The sequence below is a fragment of the Streptomyces sp. NPDC127119 genome (assembly GCF_042677425.1).
Taxonomy (GTDB): domain Bacteria; phylum Actinomycetota; class Actinomycetes; order Streptomycetales; family Streptomycetaceae; genus Streptomyces.
Genome location: NZ_JBHXTO010000072.1, coordinates 1 through 21,413, shown reverse-complemented (window position 1 = coordinate 21,413; position 21,413 = coordinate 1). Strand labels below are relative to the sequence as shown.

At 70.9% G+C, this 21,413-nt stretch carries 20 protein-coding genes; 15 read left to right on the top strand and 5 right to left on the bottom strand.

Annotation, left to right across the window (positions count from 1 at the left end; genetic code table 11):
* Positions 1-26: 26 nt before the first annotated feature.
* From ACFVH5_RS26580 to ACFVH5_RS26565, 4 genes are all read left to right on the top strand, one after another.
* Positions 27-563 carry a TetR/AcrR family transcriptional regulator gene (locus ACFVH5_RS26580; protein WP_385836277.1) on the top strand — a complete coding sequence of 179 codons (537 nt, stop codon included), beginning with the start codon at positions 27-29 and terminating at the stop codon, positions 561-563.
* Between the two features lie 119 nt (positions 564-682).
* Positions 683-1,675 (top strand): 2,3,4,5-tetrahydropyridine-2,6-dicarboxylate N-succinyltransferase, encoded by a 993-nt coding sequence (gene dapD, locus ACFVH5_RS26575; protein WP_385836276.1) that lies wholly within the window; start codon positions 683-685, stop codon positions 1,673-1,675.
* A 467-nt stretch (positions 1,676-2,142) separates the two neighbouring features.
* Positions 2,143-2,724 (top strand): SigE family RNA polymerase sigma factor, encoded by a 582-nt coding sequence (locus ACFVH5_RS26570; protein ID WP_384813281.1) that lies wholly within the window; start codon positions 2,143-2,145, stop codon positions 2,722-2,724.
* The gene (locus ACFVH5_RS26565) at positions 2,721-3,932 is read left to right on the top strand and encodes a WD40 repeat domain-containing protein (RefSeq protein ID WP_385836275.1); all 1,212 of its coding nucleotides are present in this window, start codon (positions 2,721-2,723) and stop codon (positions 3,930-3,932) included. The genes ACFVH5_RS26570 and ACFVH5_RS26565 overlap by 4 nt, the downstream gene beginning before the upstream one ends.
* A gap of 14 nt (positions 3,933-3,946) precedes the next feature.
* On the opposite strand, the gene dapA is transcribed toward ACFVH5_RS26565, so the two are convergent.
* Positions 3,947-4,873: a 4-hydroxy-tetrahydrodipicolinate synthase gene (dapA, locus tag ACFVH5_RS26560; protein WP_385836274.1), complete on the bottom strand. Its 927-nt coding sequence runs from the start codon at positions 4,871-4,873 to the stop codon at positions 3,947-3,949.
* A 175-nt stretch (positions 4,874-5,048) separates the two neighbouring features.
* Between dapA and ACFVH5_RS26555 the strand changes: the two genes are divergently transcribed.
* The 6 genes from ACFVH5_RS26555 (at position 5,049) to ACFVH5_RS26530 (ending at position 9,859) form a co-directional block, all read left to right on the top strand.
* Positions 5,049-5,222, top strand: coding sequence for a hypothetical protein (locus ACFVH5_RS26555; RefSeq protein WP_385836273.1), 174 nt, complete (start codon positions 5,049-5,051; stop codon positions 5,220-5,222).
* Positions 5,219-5,899: a hypothetical protein gene (locus ACFVH5_RS26550; protein WP_385836272.1), complete on the top strand. Its 681-nt coding sequence runs from the start codon at positions 5,219-5,221 to the stop codon at positions 5,897-5,899. Before ACFVH5_RS26555 ends, ACFVH5_RS26550 begins: the two co-directional genes overlap by 4 nt.
* Before the next feature lie 55 nt (positions 5,900-5,954).
* Entirely contained in the window at positions 5,955-6,368 is a 414-nt protein-coding gene (locus tag ACFVH5_RS26545; RefSeq protein ID WP_385836271.1) for a phage holin family protein, read from the top strand.
* A complete protein-coding gene (locus tag ACFVH5_RS26540) occupies positions 6,365-6,796 on the top strand; it encodes a DUF3618 domain-containing protein (protein ID WP_385836270.1) in 432 nt (143 codons plus the stop codon). The genes ACFVH5_RS26545 and ACFVH5_RS26540 overlap by 4 nt, the downstream gene beginning before the upstream one ends.
* 268 nt (positions 6,797-7,064) lie before the next feature.
* Positions 7,065-8,684, top strand: coding sequence for a DHA2 family efflux MFS transporter permease subunit (locus ACFVH5_RS26535; RefSeq protein WP_385836269.1), 1,620 nt, complete (start codon positions 7,065-7,067; stop codon positions 8,682-8,684).
* Positions 8,685-8,842: 158 nt separating this feature from the next.
* Positions 8,843-9,859 carry an Lrp/AsnC family transcriptional regulator gene (locus ACFVH5_RS26530; protein ID WP_385836268.1) on the top strand — a complete coding sequence of 339 codons (1,017 nt, stop codon included), beginning with the start codon at positions 8,843-8,845 and terminating at the stop codon, positions 9,857-9,859.
* A gap of 105 nt (positions 9,860-9,964) precedes the next feature.
* Here the strand turns inward: ACFVH5_RS26530 and ACFVH5_RS26525 are convergent, their stop codons facing one another.
* On the bottom strand, positions 9,965-11,797 hold the full coding sequence (locus ACFVH5_RS26525; RefSeq protein ID WP_385836267.1) for an endonuclease/exonuclease/phosphatase family protein: 1,833 nt from the start codon (positions 11,795-11,797) through the stop codon (positions 9,965-9,967).
* Between the two features lie 332 nt (positions 11,798-12,129).
* Between ACFVH5_RS26525 and ACFVH5_RS26520 the strand changes: the two genes are divergently transcribed.
* Entirely contained in the window at positions 12,130-13,578 is a 1,449-nt protein-coding gene (locus ACFVH5_RS26520) for a hypothetical protein (RefSeq protein ID WP_385836266.1), read from the top strand.
* A gap of 180 nt (positions 13,579-13,758) precedes the next feature.
* On the opposite strand, the gene ACFVH5_RS26515 is transcribed toward ACFVH5_RS26520, so the two are convergent.
* Positions 13,759-13,938 carry a hypothetical protein gene (locus tag ACFVH5_RS26515; protein WP_247706305.1) on the bottom strand — a complete coding sequence of 60 codons (180 nt, stop codon included), beginning with the start codon at positions 13,936-13,938 and terminating at the stop codon, positions 13,759-13,761.
* Between the two features lie 335 nt (positions 13,939-14,273).
* Between ACFVH5_RS26515 and ACFVH5_RS26510 the strand changes: the two genes are divergently transcribed.
* The 4 genes from ACFVH5_RS26510 to ACFVH5_RS26495 all read left to right on the top strand — a co-directional run bounded on the left by ACFVH5_RS26510 (position 14,274) and on the right by ACFVH5_RS26495 (position 19,539).
* On the top strand, positions 14,274-15,743 hold the full coding sequence (locus tag ACFVH5_RS26510) for an alkaline phosphatase PhoX (protein WP_385836265.1): 1,470 nt from the start codon (positions 14,274-14,276) through the stop codon (positions 15,741-15,743).
* 404 nt (positions 15,744-16,147) lie between these two features.
* Entirely contained in the window at positions 16,148-17,764 is a 1,617-nt protein-coding gene (locus tag ACFVH5_RS26505) for a TROVE domain-containing protein (RefSeq protein WP_385836264.1), read from the top strand.
* Between the two features lie 87 nt (positions 17,765-17,851).
* Positions 17,852-18,496, top strand: coding sequence for a GntR family transcriptional regulator (locus ACFVH5_RS26500; RefSeq protein WP_385836263.1), 645 nt, complete (start codon positions 17,852-17,854; stop codon positions 18,494-18,496).
* A 26-nt stretch (positions 18,497-18,522) separates the two neighbouring features.
* The gene (locus ACFVH5_RS26495) at positions 18,523-19,539 is read left to right on the top strand and encodes a 1-aminocyclopropane-1-carboxylate deaminase (protein ID WP_384813269.1); all 1,017 of its coding nucleotides are present in this window, start codon (positions 18,523-18,525) and stop codon (positions 19,537-19,539) included.
* A 235-nt stretch (positions 19,540-19,774) separates the two neighbouring features.
* Here ACFVH5_RS26495 and ACFVH5_RS26490 read toward each other — a convergent pair whose 3' ends face one another.
* The gene (locus ACFVH5_RS26490; RefSeq protein WP_385836292.1) at positions 19,775-20,977 is read right to left on the bottom strand and encodes a TerD family protein; all 1,203 of its coding nucleotides are present in this window, start codon (positions 20,975-20,977) and stop codon (positions 19,775-19,777) included.
* 72 nt (positions 20,978-21,049) lie between these two features.
* Positions 21,050-21,271, bottom strand: a complete 222-nt coding sequence (locus tag ACFVH5_RS26485) for a hypothetical protein (RefSeq protein WP_384813272.1) — start codon at positions 21,269-21,271, stop codon at positions 21,050-21,052.
* Positions 21,272-21,413 lie beyond the last annotated feature (142 nt).

Below are 21,413 nucleotides of genomic sequence, written 5' to 3'. Positions count from 1 at the left end.
CCGGGCCGCTCGGACGGTGACCGCTGATGGCCAGGCGGTACGACCCCGAGCGGCGGCAGCGGATCATCGACGCGGCGATCCGGGTCGTGGCGGCCAAAGGCATCGCGGGGCTGAGCCACCGCTCGGTCGCGGCCGAGGCGGACGTGCCGCTCGGCTCGACGACGTACCACTTCACGACCCTCGACGAACTGCTGGTCGCCACCCTGCGGCAGGCGAACGAGGGCTTCGCGAAGACCGTCGCCGCACGCGAGGCCCTGCGGGACTCCGGCGCCGACCTCGCCACCGAACTGGCCGGGCTCGTCGGCGAATGGCTCGCGGACGACCGCACGGGGGTGGAGGTGGAGTACGAGCTCTACCTCGCCGCCCTGCGCCGGCCCGTCCTGCGGCCCGTCGCCGACGAGTGCGGCCGGGACTTCGCCGACGTCCTCGCCCACCGCACCGACCCGGTGACCGCGCGGGCGCTGGTCGCGCTGATCGACGGCATCTGCCTGCAGGTGCTGCTGACGGGGGTGCCGTACGACGAGGAGTACGCGCGGGAGGTACTGGCGCGGGTGACGGGTTGAGTGGGCACCGGGTCGAGCGGGCAGCGGGTAACGGGCGGCGCGTCGTGCGGGTGGCCGGTACCTGAGACGGCGGGGGCGCTGGTTGGCTCGGGCGGGGGCCGCCACGTTAGGTTTCTGTCATGACCGACACGACTGCTACACGCACCACCACCGGCGCCGTCGCCGCCGGGCTCGCCACGATCGCCCCCGACGGCACCGTCCTCGACACCTGGTTCCCGGCCCCCGAACTGGCCGCCGAACCCGGCCCCTCCGGCTCCGAGCGGCTGCCCGTCGAACGCGCCGTGGAACTGCTCGGCGAAGGTGCCGTGAAAGCGATCGGCCCGGACGCCCGCCGGGATGTCGAGGTCGTCGCGGTCCGCACGGTCATCGCCTCGCTCGACGAGAAGCCGGTCGACGCGCACGACGCGTACCTGCGTCTGCACCTGCTCTCGCACCGGCTCGTGAAGCCGCACGGGCAGAGCCTGGACGGTCTGTTCGCCCACCTCGCCAACGTCGCCTGGACCTCGCTCGGGCCGGTGGCCGTCGACGACGTCGAGAAGGTCCGGCTGAACGCCCGCGCCGAGGGGCTGCACCTGGCCGTGACGTCCATCGACAAGTTCCCGCGCATGACCGACTATGTGGCGCCCAAGGGTGTCCGGATCGCCGACGCCGACCGGGTCCGCCTCGGGGCGCACCTGGCCGAGGGCACCACGGTCATGCACGAGGGCTTCGTGAACTTCAACGCCGGCACGCTCGGTACGTCCATGGTCGAGGGCCGTATCTCCGCCGGGGTCGTGGTCGGTGACGGCTCCGACATCGGAGGCGGCGCGTCCACGATGGGGACGCTGTCCGGTGGCGGCAATGTCCGCATCACCATCGGGGAGCGGTGCCTCATCGGGGCGGAGGCGGGGGTGGGGATCGCCCTCGGGGACGAGTGTGTGGTGGAGGCCGGGCTGTACGTCACCGCCGGTACGCGCGTGACGATGCCCGACGGGCAGATCGTGAAGGCGCGTGAGCTGTCCGGGGCGTCGAACATTCTGTTCCGGCGGAACTCCGTCACCGGGAAGGTGGAGGCTCGGCCGAACAATGCGGTGTGGGGTGGGCTGAACGAGATTCTTCACAGCCACAACTGAGCTGTGGGGTTGACGTCTTGACGTCTTGACGTCTTGACGCGAACGCCTTTCCGCTGACGCTCGGTGGGAGGGCGTTTGTCGTGTGCGGGTACGGGTGCGTCTTCGGGAGCGTTTTCGGGTGCGGGCCCGGTGGGGGCTTGTCGCGCAGTTCCCCGCGCCCCTAAAAACGGGGCTGCGCCCCTGCTTTTGGCCTTCAGGGGCGCGGGGAACTGCGCGCTCAGCCACATCGGACCGGCACGAGTCAGATAACCGTCACTCCCACTCGCCTCAGGGGCGCGGGGAACTGCGCGACAAGCCCCCACCGGGCCCGCGCGGGTCGTACGGGCGTCACCCCTCACGGGCCCATCGGGCCCGCGCCGTGCGGGTGTGGGGGAGGAATGCTGGGTGTCGAGGCATAGCGGGAGGTCCGGGCAGGCGTCTGTACGGGTGGGAGCGGGGGAGACGCCCGCGGGGAAGAGACGGTGACGATGGATGCCCAGGGGCAAGAGGCGTTCAGGGAGTTCGTGGAGAACAGGTCGACGGCGCTGCTGAAGACCGCCGTGCTGCTCAGCGGCGGCGACCGCCACGCGGCCGAGGACCTGCTGCAGAACGCGCTGATCAAGGCCGCCGGACGATGGCACCGGATCGACGAGCCGGAGGCATACGTACGGCAGATCCTGTACCGCCAGCAGGTGAGCCGCTGGCGGCTGAAGTGGCGTCGGCGGGAGCTGACCGTCGCCGAGCCGCCCGAGACGACGGACGGAGCCGCAGGAGGCACGGCGGGTGGCGCGGACGCGACCTCCGCGACCGAGCTGCGGATCCTGATGCGCGGAGCGCTCGCGCGGCTCACCGCCCGGCAGCGGACCGTGCTCGTCCTGCGGTACTTCGAGGACCTGCCGGAGGCCGACGTGGCCCGCATCCTCGGCTGCTCGGTCGGAACCGTGCGGTCCACGACGCACCGCTCGCTCGCCAGACTGCGCGTGCTCGCACCGGAGCTGACCGCCCTCGGCCCGGCGGACGCCGAGCAGAGCCCTTCCCGTGACTTCTCGCCCGTGGAGGTACGTCCGTGAACGTCGACGAACTGGTGCGCGACGCGCTCCGCGAGACCGCGGCGGACGCCGTGTCCGTCCCGGCGGGGTTCACCGACCGGGTGCTGGCCGTCCGGCGGCGGCGCAGGACCCGCAGGATCGTGGCCACCGCGGGCATCACCGCGGCCGTGGTCGCCGTCGCGGTGGCCGTTCCCCTGCTGGGCGACGGCGACGAGGTGCGGCCCGCGAGCCGGATGAACAGCAGCGCGATCATCGGCCACCCCGACCAGTCGCCTCCGAGGGACCTGATCGCGGCGGGGGACAGCGTGCTCGCCGCGTTCTACGTCACCGAGACCGTCAAGCAGGACAACGGGGACACCCTGCGCACCCCCACGTACGGGCTGCTGAACCAGAAGACCGGCAAGTACGAGAAGACCAAGAAGTGGGCCTTCCTCGACGTCGCCCCCGGTGCGCGCACCGCCGCCGTGCTGGAGCAGGAGCTGCCGGCCAAGCGCATCGGACTGCTCGACCTGATCACCGGCAAGGTGGACCGCTGGATCAAGGTCGATCACGGAGTCGGCGGCGTCGCCTTCTCGCCCGACGGCAAGAAGCTGGTCGCGACCACGTACGCGAAGAATCCCGACCGCAACTACGTGGACCATCCGATGAAGGTCAACGGCAAGAGGCAGCCCGGCCCCTTCCCCAGCAGGACCGGCTTCTCCGTCGTGGACGTGGCGTCCGGCGAGTCCGACTGGCACGAGGTGCCGCAGCCGGAGGACGAGTTCGGCTTCTCGTCCATGAATTCACGTGATGACTTCGACTGGAGTCACGACGGTTCGCTGGTCTTCGCGAGTCTCTCGTCGGAGCCTTACCGTCAGTACTACGACCTGAACGGCGACGAGACCGGTGTGCCCGTCGACGAGAAGCACGTCGGCCATCCCGAAGCAGGGCTCTCGCCCGACGGGAAGCTCGTCGCGGGGGACTTCGCGGGCGGCGTCAAGACCACCGCCACCGAGATCAACGACCCCCGCACCGGCAAGCGGCTCTACAAGATCCCCGGGCAGCAGCTGCTCGCCTGGGCCGACAACAAGCGGCTCATCGCCTGGGACATCGCGCCCGGTACGAACGAGTTCCACAACCGGCTCGTCCTCGTCACGATCGGCAACAAGAAGACCGTTCCGCTGAGCGGTTTCCGCCAGGGCAACGACGGCGCGGGCGGGCGCTGGGTGCCGATCTTCGCCACACGCTGATCAGTCGGCCGGGATCAGCCGGCGGCCATCAGGCGCTCGTACGCGGTCAGCAGTCCGTCGGTCGTCTCGCGGCCGGCGGGCTGCAGCGGCGCCCTCACCGGACCGGCCGGCAAACCCAGGGCGCCCAGCAGACCCTTCGTCGTCACCGTGCCGGGGAGTCCGGACGCCATCATCAACTCGGTCAGTGGGATGGCGAGTTGCTGCAAGCGGGCCGCCTCGTCCGTCTCGCCCCGGTCGAACGCGTCGATGATCGACCGGAAGTGACGTGGGATCACATTCGCCACCGTGCTGATGTATCCGGCGCCGCCGATCGCGTACAGGGCGAGTACGTATTCGTCGCAGCCCGTGTAGTACGCCAACTCCGTTGTGGCCAGCACCTTCTGCGTGCCCAGCAGGTCGTACGCGCAGTCCTTCACCGCCACGATCCGCGGGTGCTCCGCGAGCCGCCGCATCGTCTCCGGCTCGATACGGGTGCCGGTGCGGCCCGGGATGTCGTACAGCGCGAGCGGCAGTCCGGACGCGTCCGCGATCGCCCGGAAGTGTGCCTCGACGGCGTCCTGCGGAGGCCTGCTGTAGTACGGCGTGACGGCCAACAGGCCGTCCGCGCCCGCCTTTTCGGCCTCCAGTGCGAGCTGCACGGAGTGGCGGGTGTCGGCGGTCCCGATGCCCGCGACGACCACGGCGCGGTTTCCGACGGCCTCGGCCACCGCCCGCACCAGCGCGGACCTCTCGGTGTCGGTCAGCGTCGGTGACTCCCCGGTGGTCCCGGACAGCACCAGTCCGTCGCAGCCCTCGGAGACCAGCCGCTCGGCCAGCCGCTGGGCACCGTCCAGGTCGAGCGGTCCCTCGTCGGTGAAGGGCGTGACCATCGCGCACAGCGCGCGGCCGAAGGGGCGGGGGCGGGAGCGAGGGCGGAGGGGTGGGGGTGAGGTCTCGGTCATGGGGGTAGTCTCGGGGCGCCGACTCGGAAGCTCCACTTAATTCTTCTGTGATGTACAGGTAAGAGATGCTACTGGGTTGTTGCTCGGGGGCGCCCTAGGCACCTGCTCCGGTTTGCGTCACCATGACGGGGACGGCAGTCGGTGATATCGGTCAAGATCGGTCACGGGAGGCGTTATGAGGCTCGGCAAGGCGCTCGCCACCGGAGTCGCGGAGGAACGACCGCGGGCGACGGACGACGAACTTCCGCTCGGCGAACCGGTCGATGAGACCGAGAGGGCCGAGGCGACCGAGGAGGTCGAGAGGTCGGTGTCCGCGTCCGCTTCCGAAGAGGTTCCGGTCGCGCGATGAGGGTGCGGCTCCCCGAGGAACGTCCGGCGGAGCCGCCGACCGGATTCAAGATCGCCCACCCGATGCTGTCCCAGGACGGCGGCCGGGCCGGGTTCACCGGCGTGTCGCTGGGCGGCGCGCTGCCGTACGGGGTCCTCGACGAGGCGCACTGCGTCTACGGCCTGCGGCACCGGGCGCCGCACCGCCGCTGCGACTGCGGCTTCCACTGCGTGCACGACCGCCCGGCCGCCGAGGCGATGCTGTGCACGGCCGAGCACCGGGCCGCCGTACTCCTCGAAGTGACGGTCCTCGGCGCGTACATCCGCTTCGAACTCGGCTTCCGGTACGCGCGGCAGCGGGTGCGCGCCGCCACGGTCGGACCCTGCGCGTGCGGCACGGTCGCCGTCGCGCTGGCCGACGCCGGCTGGGGCAGACCGGGCTGGCGGGGTCTGGCCGCCTCCTGCGCCGGATGCGTACGGGGGCGCACGGCCGTGTCCCTGGCGACCTTCGCCCGGCTGGGCGGGGAAGGGCTGCGCGTACGGGCCGGAGGCGGGGCCGTGGAGTCCGCCGGGGCCGGGCTGCCCGAAGGGATGGGTGTCTCCGAGCTCGTCGCCGAGGCCGCTCTGCTGCAGGCCCGGCTCGACTGGTTCCAGAGCCAGCTGGCCCGGCTCGGCGAGCGGGGCTCCGGGAAGGGGTAGTGGCGGCCCAGCCGGGTACCCGGGCGTTCCCCCGGACGAAAGGAGGCGGAACGCCATGACCGGGACCACGGACCGGCGGCCGGACGAGCAGCACTCGGTGGGTGAACTCGTCGGGCAGGCCACAGAACAGCTTTCCGAACTCGTACGACAGGAAGTGCGGCTCGCCAAACAGGAGCTGACCGAGAAAGGGCGGCGCGCGGGGCGCGGGGGCGGGCTGCTCGGCGCGGCCGGCGCCGTCGCCTACGTGGGGCTGATGGCCCTCTCCGCGACCGGCGCCGCCGCGCTCTCCCTGGTGCTGCCCGTGTGGGCGGCGGCGCTCGTCGTCACCGCCGTGCTCTTCGTGGTCGCGGCCGTGCTGGCGAAGACCGGCCGCGCGCAGCTCGGCCGCGCCACCCCTCCGATGCCCGAGAGGACGCTCGACAGCGTGCGGGCCGACGTCGACGAGATCAAGGAAAGGGCACACCGATGAAGGACACGAACGGTCCGGTCGAGATCGGCGGGGCCTCGGACAAGCCCGCCGCCGGGGCCGAGGGGCCGGAGGAACTGCGGCGCCAGATCGCGGAGACGCGTACGCGACTCGGCGACACGGTGGAGGAGTTGGCGGCGAAGGCCGATGTGAAGGGTCGGGCGAAGGCGCGGGGGGTGGAGCTGAAGGACAAGGCGTCCGAGGCGGGGCACTCCGTGCAGGGGGCGGCGGTGCAGGCGGGGCATGTCGTGCAGGAGAAGGCCACCGAGGTCGGGCACGTCGTGCAGGAGCGTGTGCCTCAGCCTGTGCGTGATGCTGTGACCGGTGTCGTTCGGGCCGGGTTGCGCAACCCCAAGCCTGTTCTTCTTGCCGGGGCTGGAGTCGTGGTCGCGGCCGGGGTGTTGCGGTGGCGTCGCAACGGCCGTCGGTGAGGGGCTCCGTCGGGAGCGCCGTGATGCGTCCGCGGGGCGGTGGGGGCTTGTCGCGCAGTTCCCCGCGCCCCTAAAAGACGGGTCGGTTCTGTGCCTGCGGGGCGGTGGGGGTCACCCGCGCAGTTCCCCGCGCCCCTTACGGGGGTTCGGGAAACCGTGTGGGATGTGGGTCCGGTGTCGGATTTCCTGGGAAACGGGGTCCTGGCTGGCTCCGGTTCGGTGGTGGTGTCGAGAGTGGGCGCCGTAACAGCCGACCGGGGAGAGTTTTGTGAACGTCACCACTACGGCGAGCATTCCGCAGGGCAGGCGGGCCGCCACGCTCGTCATGGCCTGCGTGGGCGTGTTCGTCGCCTATCTGCCGGTCACCACCGTCTCGGTGAGCCTGCCGGCCATCCAGCGGGCGATGCACGCCTCGACCGCCCAACTGGCCTGGGTGTCCGACGCCTTCGTCCTGCCCATGGCCGCCCTCATCCTCACCGCCGGAGTCGTCGGTGACGTCCACGGCCGCAAGAAGGTCTTCCAGGCGGGCCTGGCCTTCTGCGCCGCGGGCGCGGCCGTGGCCCTGTCCGCCCAGTCGATCGAGGTCCTCTGGATCGGTCAGGCCCTCGCGGGCATCGGGGCCGCGGCGCTGCTGCCCACGACCCTCGCGCTGATCAGCCATGTCGTGCCCGACCACCGGGAACGCGGCAAGTTCATCGGCCTGTGGGCGATGTCCCTGCTGTCGGCCCTGGCCCTCGGCCCGATCATCGCCGGGCTCGTCCTCGAACACTTCGCCTGGCGGTGGATCTACCTGCTGGCGGTCCCCGCCTCGCTCGTCGCCATGGTCGTCGCGGCCCGGCTGCTGACCGACTCCCGCGCCGCCGGCTCGCGCAGGCTCGACTGGCCCGGCCAGCTCACCGCCGCCCTGGCGATCACCGCACTCGTCTACGGGGTCATCGAGGGCGGCGCCGAGTCCTTCACGGACCCCAAGGTGCTGGTGGCCCTGTTCACGGCCGTCGTCGCCGGTGTCGCCTTCGTGCTGGTGGAGCGGCGCAGCGACAGCCCGATGCTCGACCTGAAGCTGTTCCGCAGCGCGGCCTTCAGCGCCACCACCCTGGTCGCGATGATCAGCTTCCTCGGCCTGATCGGGTTCTTCTTCGCCCTCAGCCTCTACTTCGGCATGGTCCAGCAGCTCACCACCCTGGAGGCGGGCGCCCGGCTGGTCACGGTCAGCCTCATGGCCATCCTGGTGGGAGCGCCGGTCGGCCGTCTGATGCACCGGGTGTCGGCACGCCTCCTGATCACCGGCGGCCTGCTCGTCAGCGCTGCCGCCCTGCTCTCCCTGACCACGATCGACGCCGACACCTCGTACGTCTCGCTGGTCTGGCGGCTGGCGCTGCTGGGCCTCGGCATGGGCCTGGTCATCACGCCCATGACCGCCACCGCGGTCGCCTCCGTACCGCACCACCTGGCGGGTATGGCCGCCGCCGGGAACAACGCCTTCCGGCAGGTCGGCGGCGCCCTCGGCCCCGCCGTCCTGGGCGCCCTGCTCACCAGCCGGGCCACCGACTCCCTGTCCGGACACCTCACCGACGCGGGGCTCACGGGGGCACAGCGGCAGAGCGTCCTGTCGGCCGTGGACGAGGGCGGACTGGGCGCGGTCGCGCGGATGGACCTGGGACCGGCCCAGGGGCGTGCCCTGGGCGCGCTGTCCGAGGCCTTCCTCGACGGCCTCCACCTGTGCCTCGTCGTCTCCGCGCTGCTCACCTTGCTCGCCGCGGCGGTCGCGGCCGTCCTGCTGCGCAGCCCCCGGCGGACGACGACGCCGGTGGCGGCCGGTTCCGGGGCGGGATCCGCGACCGGCCCCGCCCCGGGCGTCGAAACCGGAACCCGGTCGACGGTGGGATGAACCCGCAACGGTGATCCGGCGTCTTACCGGGTGCCCTCCGTGGGGACGGGACGGGCGCCGGTGCGAGGCCCGGACCCAGGAACACACTCCTGGGTCCGGGCCTCACTGCTCGCTCCGCAACCCTGCTCGATGGGATGATCGTCGGCGGTTCCCCGTCCATGCCGTCCCGGCCAGAGAGCGGAAGCGCGCCCGTGGAGTCCCGCACGACCGACCCCCTCGACCCACTCGATCTGAAGCTGCTGCAGGCGCTCCAGCTGGACGGCCGTGCGCCGTTCAGCCGGCTCGCGGAGGTGCTCGGCGTCTCCGACCAGACCGTCGCGCGACGCTACCGGCGTCTGCACACCACGGTGGGTCTGCGCGTGCTCGGCATGACCGACGAGAGCCGGCTCGGCAGACAGAGCTGGGTCGTCCGGCTGCGCTGCACGCCCGACGCGGCGGAACAACTGGCCGCCGCACTGGCCCGGCGCCCCGACACCTCGTACATCGGGCTGTTCTCGGGAGGCACCGAGCTGATGTGCGCGATGAAGCCGCGGTCCAGCCAGGAACGGGACGAGCTGCTCTTCGACCGGCTGCCGCGCACTCCGCGTGTCATCTCGGTCAGCGCGCACTGCCTGCTGCACTCCTACTACGGCGGCCCGCTCGGCTGGCTCAACAAGATGCGGGCCCTCGATCCCCACGAGGAGGCCGCCCTCACCCCGCCGCCCGTCGCGACGCCCGCCGACCCCGTCACCCTGGACGCGCAGGACGAGGCGCTGCTCGCGGTGCTCCGGCGCGACGGCAGGACCCCGCTCACCGAACTCCAGAGCCGTACCGGGCAGACGGAGTCGGCGGTCAAACGGCGTCTGGACCGGCTGCTCGCCTGCGGGGTCCTCTACTTCGACGTGCAGCACGACCGCCAGTCCCTGGGGCACTCCACCGACGCGATGCTCTGGCTCACGGTGGCGCCCTCCGCCCTCGCCGAGGTCGGGCGCGCGCTGGCGGGGCACCCCGAGGTCGGTTTCGCCGCGGCCGTCACCGGCCGGGCCAACATCGTCGCCGCCGTCCTGTGCCGCGACACCGGCGCCCTGTACACGTATCTGAGCGAGCGGATCGGGGGCCTGGCAGGCGTCCAGGCCGTGGAGACCGTCCTCACCCTGCGCCAGATCAAACAGCTCACCTACGAGCCCGGCCGCTGACGGCCCGCCGTCCCGCGCCCGGACACGACCGAGCCCGGCCCCCCTGACATCGGGGCCGGGCTCGGCGGCGTACGGCCGGAGCGACTCCGGCAAGCACCTGGACGGCTACGGGCGGAACCGCAGCACCTGCGGGTCGTGGTCGCTGATCTGGTCGGAGAACTCCGAGTTGATGTGCACGCTGTCGAAGGTGAAGTCGCGGTCCTTGCGGATCGACGGGCTGATCAGGATCTGGTCGAGGACCTGGCTGTTGCCCTGGTAGTCGTAGCTGTAACGCTCGCTCCTCGGCAGGGACTTGACGGCGGACCAGAGGGCGCCGTCGGCCTCCAGGAGCTTCGTCGTCGTCGAGAACTCGAAGTCGTTGATGTCGCCGAGCGTGACGACGTCCGCGTTCCGCTGCTTCGCCAGGATGTCCTTGACGAAGGCGTTCACCGCGGTCGCCTGGAGGTGGCGCTGCGTCTCCGAGCTGCGTACCGGCGGCTGGAACTGCGAGTGCAGCGACTGGTCGCCGCCCTTCGACGCGAAGTGGTTCGCGATCACGAAGACCGGCTTGCCGCGGAAGGAGAACTCGCCCGCGAGCGGCTTGCGGCTGTTCGTCCAGGCCGCGTTCGCCGGGTCGACACGGCCGGGAGAGGCCGTCAGCTGCGCCTTGCCGCGCACCTTGGTGACCCCGACGGCGGTGGTGGCGTCGCCGCCCGGCCGGTCGACGAAGGAGACCCGCGCCGGGTTGTAGAGGAACGCCTGGCGGATGTTGCCGCCCGGCTCACCGCCGTCCGCGAGGTCCACCGGGTCGATGGACCGCCACTCGTAGGCCGGTCCGCCGGCGGCGACGATCGCGTCGGTCAGCTTCTTCAGCGTCAGGTCGGCGGCGACCGTACCGTCGTTCGTCGCGCCGTTGTTGTCCTGGATCTCCTCCAGGGACACGATGTCGGGCGACTGCAGGTGGTCCACGATCGCGGCCGCGTGATCGGCGAACGTACCGTCGCCCGGGTCGAGGTTCTCGACGTTGTACGTGGCGACCGCCAGCTCCGTGCGCGACTGCTTGCGGGTCGTCTCGCGCTCCAGGCCGCCGGCCTCGACCGTGCCGATGGTGCGGGCGGTCAGCGTGTAGCCGCCGAACTGGTTGTAGTCGAGGGGGCCTTCGGTGGTGCCCTTCAGGGTGTCCCCGACGTTCGCCGCCGGGAACGGCTGCGTGGCGGTCGGGATCAGCGACTGGATCTGCAGTCGGCCGGTGTTCTGCGCGGCGTACGAGCCGTAGACCGTGCCGCCGCGGCGGTTCGGGTTCTCGTGCGGCTTCACCGTCACCCAGAGTTCCGCGTACGGGTCGGTCGCGGTGACCACGCGCGACGAGCCGATCGCGACGTTCATCCCTTCCAGGGACTCGTAGAAGTCCAGGGCGTACTTCTTCGGCCGCAGCGTGAGGTTGTTCGTCGAGCCGGCCGCCGCCGTGTCGCCCTCGGGCGCGTACGCGGCGGGTACGGAACGGCTGTTGACGACGGTGGCCGCGGGCAGCGCGTTGCCGCTCGACACGACCGTCACCGTCGGACGGGTGATCTCGGTGACCGACTGGTTGCCGGTCGAGGCACCGCCCGGCACGAACTCCGTGACCGTGCCCGAGACGGTGACCGAGTCGCCGACGGCGACGTTCGGCGTGGAGCTGGTGAAGACGAAGACGCCCTCACTGGTGGCCGGGTCGTCGTCCGGGGTCGGCCCCTGGATCCAGAAGCCCCGGGACGAACCATAGGTCCGTACGCCCGTGACGATTCCGGCCACATCCGTGACCTGCTGACCCGCGAGCGGGGAGGTCCGGGTGGAGCCCTGGATGTCGTGGACGGCCACGCTGTCCGCGTGGGCGGGCGACGTGACGACCACCGAGGAAACCGTGGAACAGACGGCGGCGACGGTGAGCGCGGCGATGCGTGCGGAAGACTTGCTCGGCAACGAAATCCCTCCGGGGACGTGCGTGGGCGCCGGGACGAGGGTGGGGCAAAGGTGGGGCGAGGGTGGAATCTACGCGCGTCAATCTCGTGCCAGGCCACGGCACTTGTCAAGGTTTCCTGGCTGAACACTTCTGACAGGTTCATGAACCGGGCGGCATGGGCCCAAATCCGTCTAGGCTGAGGTCGTGTTTCCGGGCGGCCGGAGGGTGTTCTCCCGGCGGCCCCGGGACGCCGCGTCGTGCGCCCGGACGGGCGCCGGAAACGCGAGGTGCGTCCAGCAGGACGCCGACACACGAGATCGACGTCCGACGTTCGTCCTAGGAGAACCAGCCGATGTCAGACAGCTCCCCCCTGCCGCCGGTGCGTCTGCGCTCCGAAGCGGAACTCGCACGGGACGCGCTCGCCACGCCGCTCCTGTCGCGTGCCGTGCGGCTCGCCCGCTGGGCAGGCCCGGACACCCGGGTCGGCGCCGGAGGCGAACTCGTCGAGGAACAGCTGCCGGCCGCCGCCGCGGAACTGTCCCTCGACGGCGACGACGCCGCGGCCTACGCCAGTGAGGCCTGGCGGGTGGCCGTGGACACCGGGCTCGTCGCGGTCGTGGACGAGGAGGAGGGCACGGTCGCCGCCGGCGCCGATCTGACCCTCGTCCTGTCCGGAGCGCCGCAGGACGTCCTGGGGCTGTGGCTCGGCGCCCTGGAGACGGTCCTGGCCGACGCGAGCGTGCCCGACCTCGACGACCTCGTGGACGCCATGGACGAGGGCGGCGAGATCGACTTCTCCACGCTGGACTGGGATCCCGAGGCCGAGGCCGAGTTCCTCGACGGGGTCCTCGGCAACCTCTATCTGCTGACCGCCAGCGAGGACGGGCCCGGCGACGGTCCGGTGCCGCTGCCCGCGCTCGCCGCGTCGATGATCGTGCCCGACGACATGGGGGAGCCCACCAACGACGTCCTGGAGCAGGTGTCGGACGCGATGATGCGGCTCGACGACCAGTTCCGGCTGCTGGAGCCGGTGGGGCTCGTCGACTTCCAGCCGGTCGACGAGGCGCTCATGGCCGAGGCGGGGGAGGAACCCGCCGCCTCGGCCGCCTCGTCCGACGAGGCCGTGGACGATACGGACGTCTCCCGGTACGGGATGGTGCGGCTCACCCCGCTCGGGGTGTACGGCATCCGGGCGCGGCTCCTGGAAGCCGGATTCGCGGCGCCCGCGGTGGGCGACCTCGCGGACAAGGGCGCCGACGTGCTCCTCGACAGCACGTCCGCTTTCCCGCCCCTGGCCGCGCAGGCGGAGACCGAGCAGTGGCTCGCCCGGCGTGAACCCCTCGCCGCCGCACGGGAGTTGCTCGCCGCGGCGCGTGGGGCCGACACGGGGGCGCCGCTGCGGCGGCTGCGCTGTCAGCAGGAGCTGTCCCTCGTCGGGACGGAGGCCGCGCCCGCGCTGCACGAAGTGCTCGACGACGGCGAACTGGGCGGGCTCGCGCGGGTCTGGCTCGCCGAGCGGGGCGTTCCGGACGTGCCCCCGCCGTCCGAGGAGATGGTCTTCTGGCTGACCGTCGACACGATCGCCGCGCAGCTCGCCGCGGAGGGGAACTCCGAGGAACTGCAGGCGCTGGTGGAGGGGCTCGCGGCGCAGCACGGGTCGTTCTTCGCCGCGGCCTGGCGGGTGGAGCATCCTGCCACGCCGGATGTGCTGGAGGCGATGGGGCGGTTGCATCCCGACAAGAAGGTGGCGAAGGAGGCGCGGAAGGCTGCGTTCAAGGCTCGGTCGCAGCAAGGTCAGTGACGCGGGGGCCCGGCCCCCGGGCCCCCGGTCCTCAGACGCCGGACGGGCTGGGTGCTTGTCCGCGGGTTCGGTGGGGGCGGGCCCAAAGGATTGCGCAGTTCCCCGCGCCCCTGAGGCTTTCAGCCCGTCCGGCGTTTGAGGACGAGCGTGGAGCGCGATCACGGGGCGAGGAGAAGTGGGTCAGGGGTCGGACGGGTCGTCCATGGAGAGGACCCGTACCGGGATGCCCTCCAGGGCGTCCGGGATCGTGTCCTCGGGGCGGAGCCCGTCGCGGGGAACCTTGCGCGTGACGAACACGACGACGACATCCTCGCCGGACTCCTCGTCACGCCCCGTCCCGACCCCACTCACATTGGCCATCGCCAGCAACCGCTCCTCATGAAGATGGCGTGCCTGACGTGCGTCCACTTCAGCTCGCCTCCCATGCGCCGTACGGTTCGTGCCGGTCCCTGGTACCGAGATTATTCCGGTCCGCGGTGCGGACGCGAGGGCTGATGGGCCGTATGGGGGTCGTGGGGCCGCTGGGACGGATCGGGGCGCGTTCACACAACGGGGGCCCGGAAAGTCGGGTGGCGTTCAACCGGCGTTAAGTCACGGGCGGGACCGTGTGGCCGACCCCCGGGTCCGCCGTTCCTCGCTCCTCGCCCGCCGCTCACTGCTCGCCACGGTCACACTCCACCGTCACAGGAGACAGCATGTCGCTCACCCGCAGGGACTTCGCCAGACGATCCGCGATCACCGGTGCCGGTGTCGCCCTGATCGGCAGCGTCGGCACACTCGCCACCGCGCCCGGCGCCCTCGCGTCCACGGACACCGAGACCTCGGGCGACGACGGCCACGGCGAAGGTGACGCCGGCGAGCGGCACGGCGGGGCCGTCGGGTACGGGCCGCTGCTGGCCGACCCCAAGGGCGTCCTCGCGCTGCCCGCCGGGTTCTCGTACCGCGTCGTCACCCACAGCGGGAAGACCAAGCTGGAGTCGGGCGAGTACACCCCCTCCAACCACGACGGCACGGCCACCTTCGACGGTCCGCGCGGCACGACCCTCCTCGTCAACAACCACGAGCTGAAGGGCCCGCGCGCCAACTGGAAGTACCCGGTGCCGCTGACCGAGGGCCTCGTCTACGACCCGGCCGCCTCCGGTGGCTGCACGGTCGTCGAGGTGCGTCCCGGCGGCGCGGTCGCCGAGTGGGTCGGCATCGCGGGCACGTCCACCAACTGCGCGGGCGGCAGCACCCCGTGGGGCACCTGGCTCACCTGCGAGGAGAACTCCGACCGGGCCGGCGAGAACGGCATGACCAAGGACCACGGTTACGTCTTCGAGGTCGACCCGGGCGACCGCCGCGCCAACCGTGACCCCAAGCCCCTGAAGTTCTTCGGCCGGTACGACCACGAGGCCGTCGTCATCGACCCCAAGCGCGGCCACGCCTACCTCACCGAGGACGACTCCGAGCCCAACGGCCTGTTCTTCCGCTGGAAGCCCCCGCACGGCTTCACCCACGGCCGCGGCAAGTTCCGTACCCTCGCCGACGACGCGGGCGTGCTCCAGGCCCCCAAGTGCTATGACTCCGGCGGCCGTTACGTCGACGACCTGTCCCGCGCCACGAAGATCGGCACGGTGTACGGGGTCGACTGGATCGACGTGCCCGACCGCGACGGGAAGACCGTTCCGGTGCGCGAGCAGTTCGACACCGGCGAGGTCACCCGCGCCCGCAAGCTCGAAGGCATGTGGTGGAGCGACGGCGGCACGTACATCGTGTCCTCGTACGCCCGTGACGAGAGCCCCGTCCAGCACGACGGGCAGGTCTGGTTCTACGACCCCAAGCGCCGCACGCTGACCCTGAAGGTGCTGCTCGGGGTGAACCCCGACCCGTCGAAGGACGGCGCCTTCGACGGCCCGGACAACATCACCGTGTCGCCCTACGGCGGTCTCGTCATCGCCGAGGACGGCGAAGGCGTCTCGCACCTCTTCGGCGCGACGGACAGCGGCCGTACGTATCCCATCGCCCGCAACGACCTGAACATCGGCACCGCGGAGGAGCCCGAGTTCAGCGAGTTCACCGGCGTCACCTTCTCGCCCGACGGAAAGACCCTGTACGCCAACATTCAGGTGCCGGGCATCATGGTCGCGATCAAGGGACCCTGGAAGCGGCAGAAGCGTCGCTGAGTGCTTTCCGCGAAGGGGTGAATTAATCGCTCGCCCGGCTCGTGGCATGCCTTCTACAGTGGACAACGTCCAGGTGTGAAGGCGGGATCTGCGTCGACCGGCCCTGGACACACAATTTCATGCACCTCCCGGTGCGATGGCTGCGGCTACTTCTCTTCCAAAGAATCCAGGCCGCAGCCGACTTGATCTCGGGAGGCGCAGCAAAAGGTGTGTGCCCGGTGCGCAGGCAGCGGTTACTTCATTTGATCGGACTGTTGCGGGTTCAAGTCCCGTCACCGGCCTCGGGCCGGTGTAGCTCAATTCGGTAGAGCATCTGGAAAAGTCCGCCGCCGACCCTTGAACTCGGGCACGCTCCCTTTGCTGCGCCTCCCTCCGGAACATTCATGAATTCGGGGGAATTCACCATGGCGCGGTTCAACACCAAGGCGGCGAAGGCCCGGGGCACCTCGCGTGTCACTTCCACGGGGCGGGTGCTGCGGACGTACGAGGGCGGGCGGGGGGCCGAGCGCGACCCGCGTTCCGAGCTCTTTCTGCTGTCCATCGCCAACTTCGTCGCGCAGAAGACCTTCTACGAGAGCGGCGAGGCGCGCGACGACCGGTTCGCCGCACTCGTACGGCAGCTCGCCGTCGCCGACCCGTCGTGGACGGCCGCCCTGCTCGACTGGCTGCGCGGCGAGGGCAACATGCGGACCGCGTCGCTCGTGGGCGCCGCCGAGTACGTCAAGGCGCGTCTCGACGCGGATGCCACGGACGGGCCGGCGAACCGGCAGGTCGTCGCGTCCGTGCTGCGGCGCCCGGACGAGCCCGGTGAGCTGCTCGCCTACTGGACCTCGCGGTACGGGCGTGCCGTGCCCAAGCCCGTGAAGCGCGGGATCGCCGACGCCGTACGGCGGCTGTACGGGAGCAGGTCGCTGCTGAAGTACGACACGGCGTCCAAGGGATATCGCTTCGGCGACGTCCTGAACCTCGTGCACGCTTCGCCGGATCCGCAGAAGCCGTGGCAGGGCGAGCTGTTCCGGTACGCGCTCGATCGTCGGCACCACCCCGACACCGCCGTGCCGCCCGCGTCCGACCGGGTGCTCACCGCTCACCGTGAGTTGATGGCCGTGCCGGTGGAGGAGCGGCGGGGCGTGGTGAGCTCCGAGGGCGGTGCCGGGCGGCTCGCGGAGGCCGGGATGACCTGGGAGGCGCTGGCCGGATGGCTGCAGGGGCCGATGGACGCCGCTGCCTGGGAGGCCGTGATTCCATCCATGGGGGCGATGGCTCTCGTGCGGAACCTTCGGAACTTCGATGAGGCCGGGGTCTCGGACGAGGTGGCTGCTCTGGTTGCGCAGAAGATCAGTGATCCGAGCGAGGTCGCGCGGTCCCGGCAGTTTCCGTTTCGGTATCTCGCCGCCTATCAGCACGCGCCCTCGCTGCGGTGGGCCCATCCGCTGGAGCAGGCGCTCGGACACTCGCTGGCCAACGTGCCGGCGCTGGGCGGGCGGACGCTCGTCCTCGTCGACCGGTCCGGGTCGATGTTCCACTCGCGGATGTCCGACCGCTCGGAGCTCAACCGGGCCGACGCGGCGGCCATCTTCGGCGCGGCGCTCGCGCTGCGGGCCGAGAAGGCCGATCTCGTCGAGTTCGGCACCAGCAGTGATGTGGTGCCGTTCCGGCGGAGTGAGTCCGTACTGAAGGTGCTGGGGCGGTTCGGTGATCTGGGCGGCACCGACACCAGTGAGGCCGTGCGCAAGCACTACCGGAAGCACGACCGGGTGCTGATCGTGACCGACGAGCAGGCCACGTACAGCCACTACGGGGATCCGACCGAGCAGGTTCCGGCGCATGTGCCCGTGTACACCTGGAATCTCGCGGGGTATCGGGCCGGGCATGCGGCGTCGGGGGGCGGGGTCGGGGCGGCCGGGGGCGGGGCCGGGGTGGGGAATCGGCATGTGTTCGGAGGGCTCTCGGACGCTGCTTTTCGGATGGTTCCGCTGCTCGAGTCCGCTCGGGATGCCGATTGGCCCTGGGCTGTCTGAGGTGTTGTGAGTGGGTCCGTGCTTGGGTGCGGGCCCACTCGTGCTCGGGGCTTGTCAGAGCCTTGAGTGACATCTAACATTTTAGTTATGACTATTCGGCCGGTGTCTCGGACGCTCCTTCGGGATCAGGCTTACGCGTCCCTTCGTGACGCCATCGTGGCCGGGGAGATCGAGCCCGGCGCGGTCGTGCGCGACGCCGAGCTCGCCGAGCGGCTCGGGCTGTCCAGGGCGCCCGTACGGGAAGCCTTCGCGCGGCTCGTCGACGAAGGGCTGCTGGAGAGCAAGCCGCAGAGCTATACGCGGGTGACCGCGGTCGTCGCCGCCGATGTGCGGGACGCGGCGGCCGTCGTCGGGGCCATGCACGAGCTGGTCGTGCGCGTCGCCGTGCCGCGGCTGGGTGGGGCGGATGTCAATGCCATGCGGTCGGCGAACGCGCGGTTCTCGCATGCCGTGCGTGCGGGGGATGTCGATGCCGCCCTGCGCGCCGACGACGAGCTGCACGACGTGCTGGTGCGGGTGAGTGGCAATCGGGCTGCTGCGGCCACCGTTGCGCGGTACACGCCGTTGATTCGGCGGCTGGAGCGGCGGCGGTTCGGTGAGGGGGGCAACTGCCGCTCGGCCGGGCTGCATGAGCGGCTCATCGAGGCGTGCGCGGAGGGTGACGTGGATGGCGCGGTTCGGGTCACCTCGGAGATCTGGCGGGGGCTCGAAGGGCTTGTCGACCTTGACTGATCTGGCTGTGTGACCTTGGAGGATCCATGTCTCTGGACTCGTTCGAGCGGTATCCCCTTCTGTTCGGGCCGTCGCCCGTGCATCGGTTGGAGCGGTTGACCGCGCATCTCGGTGGGGCCTCGCTCTGGGCCAAGCGGGAGGACTGCAACTCCGGTGTCGCGTACGGGGGCAACAAGACCCGGAAGCTGGAGTACCTCGTCGCGGACGCGCTCGCCAAAGGGTGCGACACGCTCGTGTCGATCGGTGGGGTGCAGTCGAACCACACCCGGCAGGTCGCCGCCTGTGCCGCTCGGGCCGGGCTCAAATGCGTGCTCGTGCAGGAGAGTTGGGTGGACTGGCCCGACTCCGTGTACGACAAGGTCGGCAACATCCTGATCAGCCGGCTGGCCGGGGCCGATGTGCGGCTCGTGCGGGCCGGGTTCGGGATCGGGTTCAAGGAGAGCTGGGAGCTGGCGCTGCGGGAGGTCGAGGAGGCGGGTGGGAAACCGTACGCCATTCCCGCGGGGGCCTCCGATCATCCGCTCGGTGGGCTCGGGTTTGCCGGGTGGGCTTATGAAGTCGCCCAGCAGGAGGCGGAGTTGGGGGTTTTCTTCGACACCGTTGTTGTGTGTTCCGTTACCGGATCCACTCAGGCGGGGATGGTGGCCGGGTTCCGTGCGCTGGAGGAAGCTGGGGGGCGGGGGCGGCGTGTTGTCGGGATCGATGCGTCTGCCGCGCCCGATCGGACCCGGGAGCAGATTTCTCGGATCGCTCAGAACACCGGGCGGCTCATCGGTGTGCGGGCTGAGTTGACCGAGGCTGATGTCGAGTTGGACGGGCGGTATCACGGGGGGACTTATGGGATTCCCGATGACGTGACGTTGGAGGCCATGCGGCTTGCCGCTCGGACCGAGGGCATGGTCACCGATCCCGTGTACGAGGGGAAGTCCATGGCGGGGATGGTCGATCTGGTGACTCGCGGGGAGATCGGGCGGGAGTCTGTGGTGTTGTACGCGCATCTGGGTGGGCAGCCTGCGTTGAATGCGTACAGCGCTTTGTTCTGACGGTGGTTGTTCTGAGGCGCGCCTGCGGTGGGGGTGGCGGTGCCTGTGGGGGTGGGGGCGGGGCCGTGCCGGTGTGTCCGTTCGCAGCCTCCCGTGCGCACGGCCCTGTGTTTCCACGGGGGTGGGCGTTTCCAGCGGGAGCCGTACGCTGCGAACGTGACACACCGGCACGGCCCCGCCCCCGGTTCGTCGGCGGCTGCGGCTGCGGCGCGGTGGGGCCGGTGCGGTTTGCTGTCTACAGTGCTTGGGCCGACGGCTTGACCATGCCTCGGACCGTGCGGGACTTGACGAAGTTGCCGAGGGCCGTCATCTCCCATTCGCCGGAGAACTGCTTGATGAGCTTGGCCATCATCACGCCGGTCTGGGGCTCCGCGGAGGTGAGGTCGAAGCGGACCAGCTCCTCGCCCGTGGCCGCGTCCAGGAGGCGGCAGTAGGCCTTCGCCACTTCGGTGAACTTCTGGCCGGAGAAGCTGTTCACCGTGAAGACCAGGCCCGTCACCTCTTGGGGGAGACGGCCGAGGTCCACGACGATCACCTCGTCGTCACCGCCGCCCTCGCCCGTGAGATTGTCGCCGGAGTGCTTGATCGCGCCGTTCACGATGGAGAGCTTGCCGAAGTAGCAGCTGTCGATGTGGTTGCGGTTCGGGCCGTAGGCGATGACGGAGGCGTCGAGGTCGATGTCCTTGCCCCGGTACGCCGGCTCCCAGCCCAGGCCCATCTTCACCTGGGCGAGGAAGGGGCTGCCGCCCTTGGTGAGGGAGACTGTCTGGTTCTTCTGGAGGTTTACTCGGCCCTTGTCGAGGTTGATCTTGCCGGTGCCCGGGGCGGGGGCGGCGGGGGGTGCCGGGGGCGCCGGAGGCACGGGCGGGGCCGCCGGTGTGGTGACCGGGGGTGCCGGCGGGGGCTGGTGGAGGGTGGGGGCGGCCACCGGGGCCGGGGCGGCCGGCTCCTCGACCGTCACGCCGAAGTCCGTGGCGATGCCCGCCAGGCCGTTCGAATATCCCTGGCCGACCGCGCGGGCCTTCCACGCGCCGTTGCGCAGGTAGACCTCGACGATGACCAGGGCCGTCTCCGCGCCGAGCTGGGGCGGGGTGAAGGAGGCGAGGACCGAGCCGTCGTCCGCGTTGCGGATCGTCGCCGTCGGCTCGATGCCCTGGAACGTCTGGCCCGCCGCGTCCGGGCTCGCGGTGACGACGATCTTCTCGATGCCCTGGGGCACGGCGGTCGTGTCGACCGTGATCGAGTCGGGGGAGCTGCCGCCGCCGGAGCGGTACGTCACGCCCTGGCCGGCCGGCTGGTTGTAGAAGATGAAGTCGTCGTCGGAGCGCACCTTGCCGTCGGCGGTGAGCAGCAGGCCCGATACGTCGAGCCGCACCGGGGCGGCGACGTCCACCGTCACGCGGGTGACGGGGAGAGGGATGTTCGAGCCGGGGGTCATAGCTGTCATGCCGGGTGAACGAGCGGACCGGCTTTGCCGTTCCCTTACCAAGCGGGGAATCGGCCGACCGGGTCAGTGGCGGTTGCGGGGGTGGTTGCGGGCGGTTCGTTCGTTGCCGTGTTTGTAGTTGCCCGTCCAGCGGGCCATGACGAGCTGGGGGTCGCCCTTCTCCACCTCCGCGAGGAATTGGGTGGCTCTCGGGCCGCGGAGGGTCGTTGCGGGGCGGGGGCCGTGAGTGATCGTGACCGTGTCGTCGGGGTGCTGGGTGTAGGTGAAGCCGTTTGGTTTGGGCATGGGGGGATGGTAGGGCCGGGGGTGGGGGGTGGCCTAAGGGTTTTCGCCCCCGCCGTTCCGGGCCCTGTGGGCGTTGTTCTTGGGTGCGGGTGGGTGGGGGCCGGTCGCGGGGGGGGGGGGGGCCCGGGGGGGGGGGGGGCCC

What these genes read in the sequence shown, in the direction of transcription:
- ACFVH5_RS26555 (WP_385836273.1), top strand. Translation starts at nt 5,049, where the DNA reads ATGAGGCTCGGCAAGGCGCTCGCCACCGGAGTCGCGGAGGAACGACCG.
- ACFVH5_RS26545 (WP_385836271.1), top strand. Translation starts at nt 5,955, where the DNA reads ATGACCGGGACCACGGACCGGCGGCCGGACGAGCAGCACTCGGTGGGT.
- ACFVH5_RS26530 (WP_385836268.1), top strand. Translation starts at nt 8,843, where the DNA reads ATGCCGTCCCGGCCAGAGAGCGGAAGCGCGCCCGTGGAGTCCCGCACG.
- dapD (WP_385836276.1), top strand. Translation starts at nt 683, where the DNA reads ATGACCGACACGACTGCTACACGCACCACCACCGGCGCCGTCGCCGCC.
- ACFVH5_RS26485 (WP_384813272.1), bottom strand. Translation starts at nt 21,271, where the DNA reads ATGCCCAAACCAAACGGCTTCACCTACACCCAGCACCCCGACGACACG.
- ACFVH5_RS26490 (WP_385836292.1), bottom strand. Translation starts at nt 20,977, where the DNA reads ATGACCCCCGGCTCGAACATCCCTCTCCCCGTCACCCGCGTGACGGTG.
- ACFVH5_RS26550 (WP_385836272.1), top strand. Translation starts at nt 5,219, where the DNA reads ATGAGGGTGCGGCTCCCCGAGGAACGTCCGGCGGAGCCGCCGACCGGA.
- ACFVH5_RS26500 (WP_385836263.1), top strand. Translation starts at nt 17,852, where the DNA reads ATGACTATTCGGCCGGTGTCTCGGACGCTCCTTCGGGATCAGGCTTAC.
- ACFVH5_RS26495 (WP_384813269.1), top strand. Translation starts at nt 18,523, where the DNA reads ATGTCTCTGGACTCGTTCGAGCGGTATCCCCTTCTGTTCGGGCCGTCG.
- ACFVH5_RS26570 (WP_384813281.1), top strand. Translation starts at nt 2,143, where the DNA reads ATGGATGCCCAGGGGCAAGAGGCGTTCAGGGAGTTCGTGGAGAACAGG.
- dapA (WP_385836274.1), bottom strand. Translation starts at nt 4,873, where the DNA reads ATGACCGAGACCTCACCCCCACCCCTCCGCCCTCGCTCCCGCCCCCGC.
- ACFVH5_RS26520 (WP_385836266.1), top strand. Translation starts at nt 12,130, where the DNA reads ATGTCAGACAGCTCCCCCCTGCCGCCGGTGCGTCTGCGCTCCGAAGCG.
- ACFVH5_RS26540 (WP_385836270.1), top strand. Translation starts at nt 6,365, where the DNA reads ATGAAGGACACGAACGGTCCGGTCGAGATCGGCGGGGCCTCGGACAAG.
- ACFVH5_RS26515 (WP_247706305.1), bottom strand. Translation starts at nt 13,938, where the DNA reads ATGGCCAATGTGAGTGGGGTCGGGACGGGGCGTGACGAGGAGTCCGGC.
- ACFVH5_RS26505 (WP_385836264.1), top strand. Translation starts at nt 16,148, where the DNA reads ATGGCGCGGTTCAACACCAAGGCGGCGAAGGCCCGGGGCACCTCGCGT.
- ACFVH5_RS26510 (WP_385836265.1), top strand. Translation starts at nt 14,274, where the DNA reads ATGTCGCTCACCCGCAGGGACTTCGCCAGACGATCCGCGATCACCGGT.
- ACFVH5_RS26580 (WP_385836277.1), top strand. Translation starts at nt 27, where the DNA reads ATGGCCAGGCGGTACGACCCCGAGCGGCGGCAGCGGATCATCGACGCG.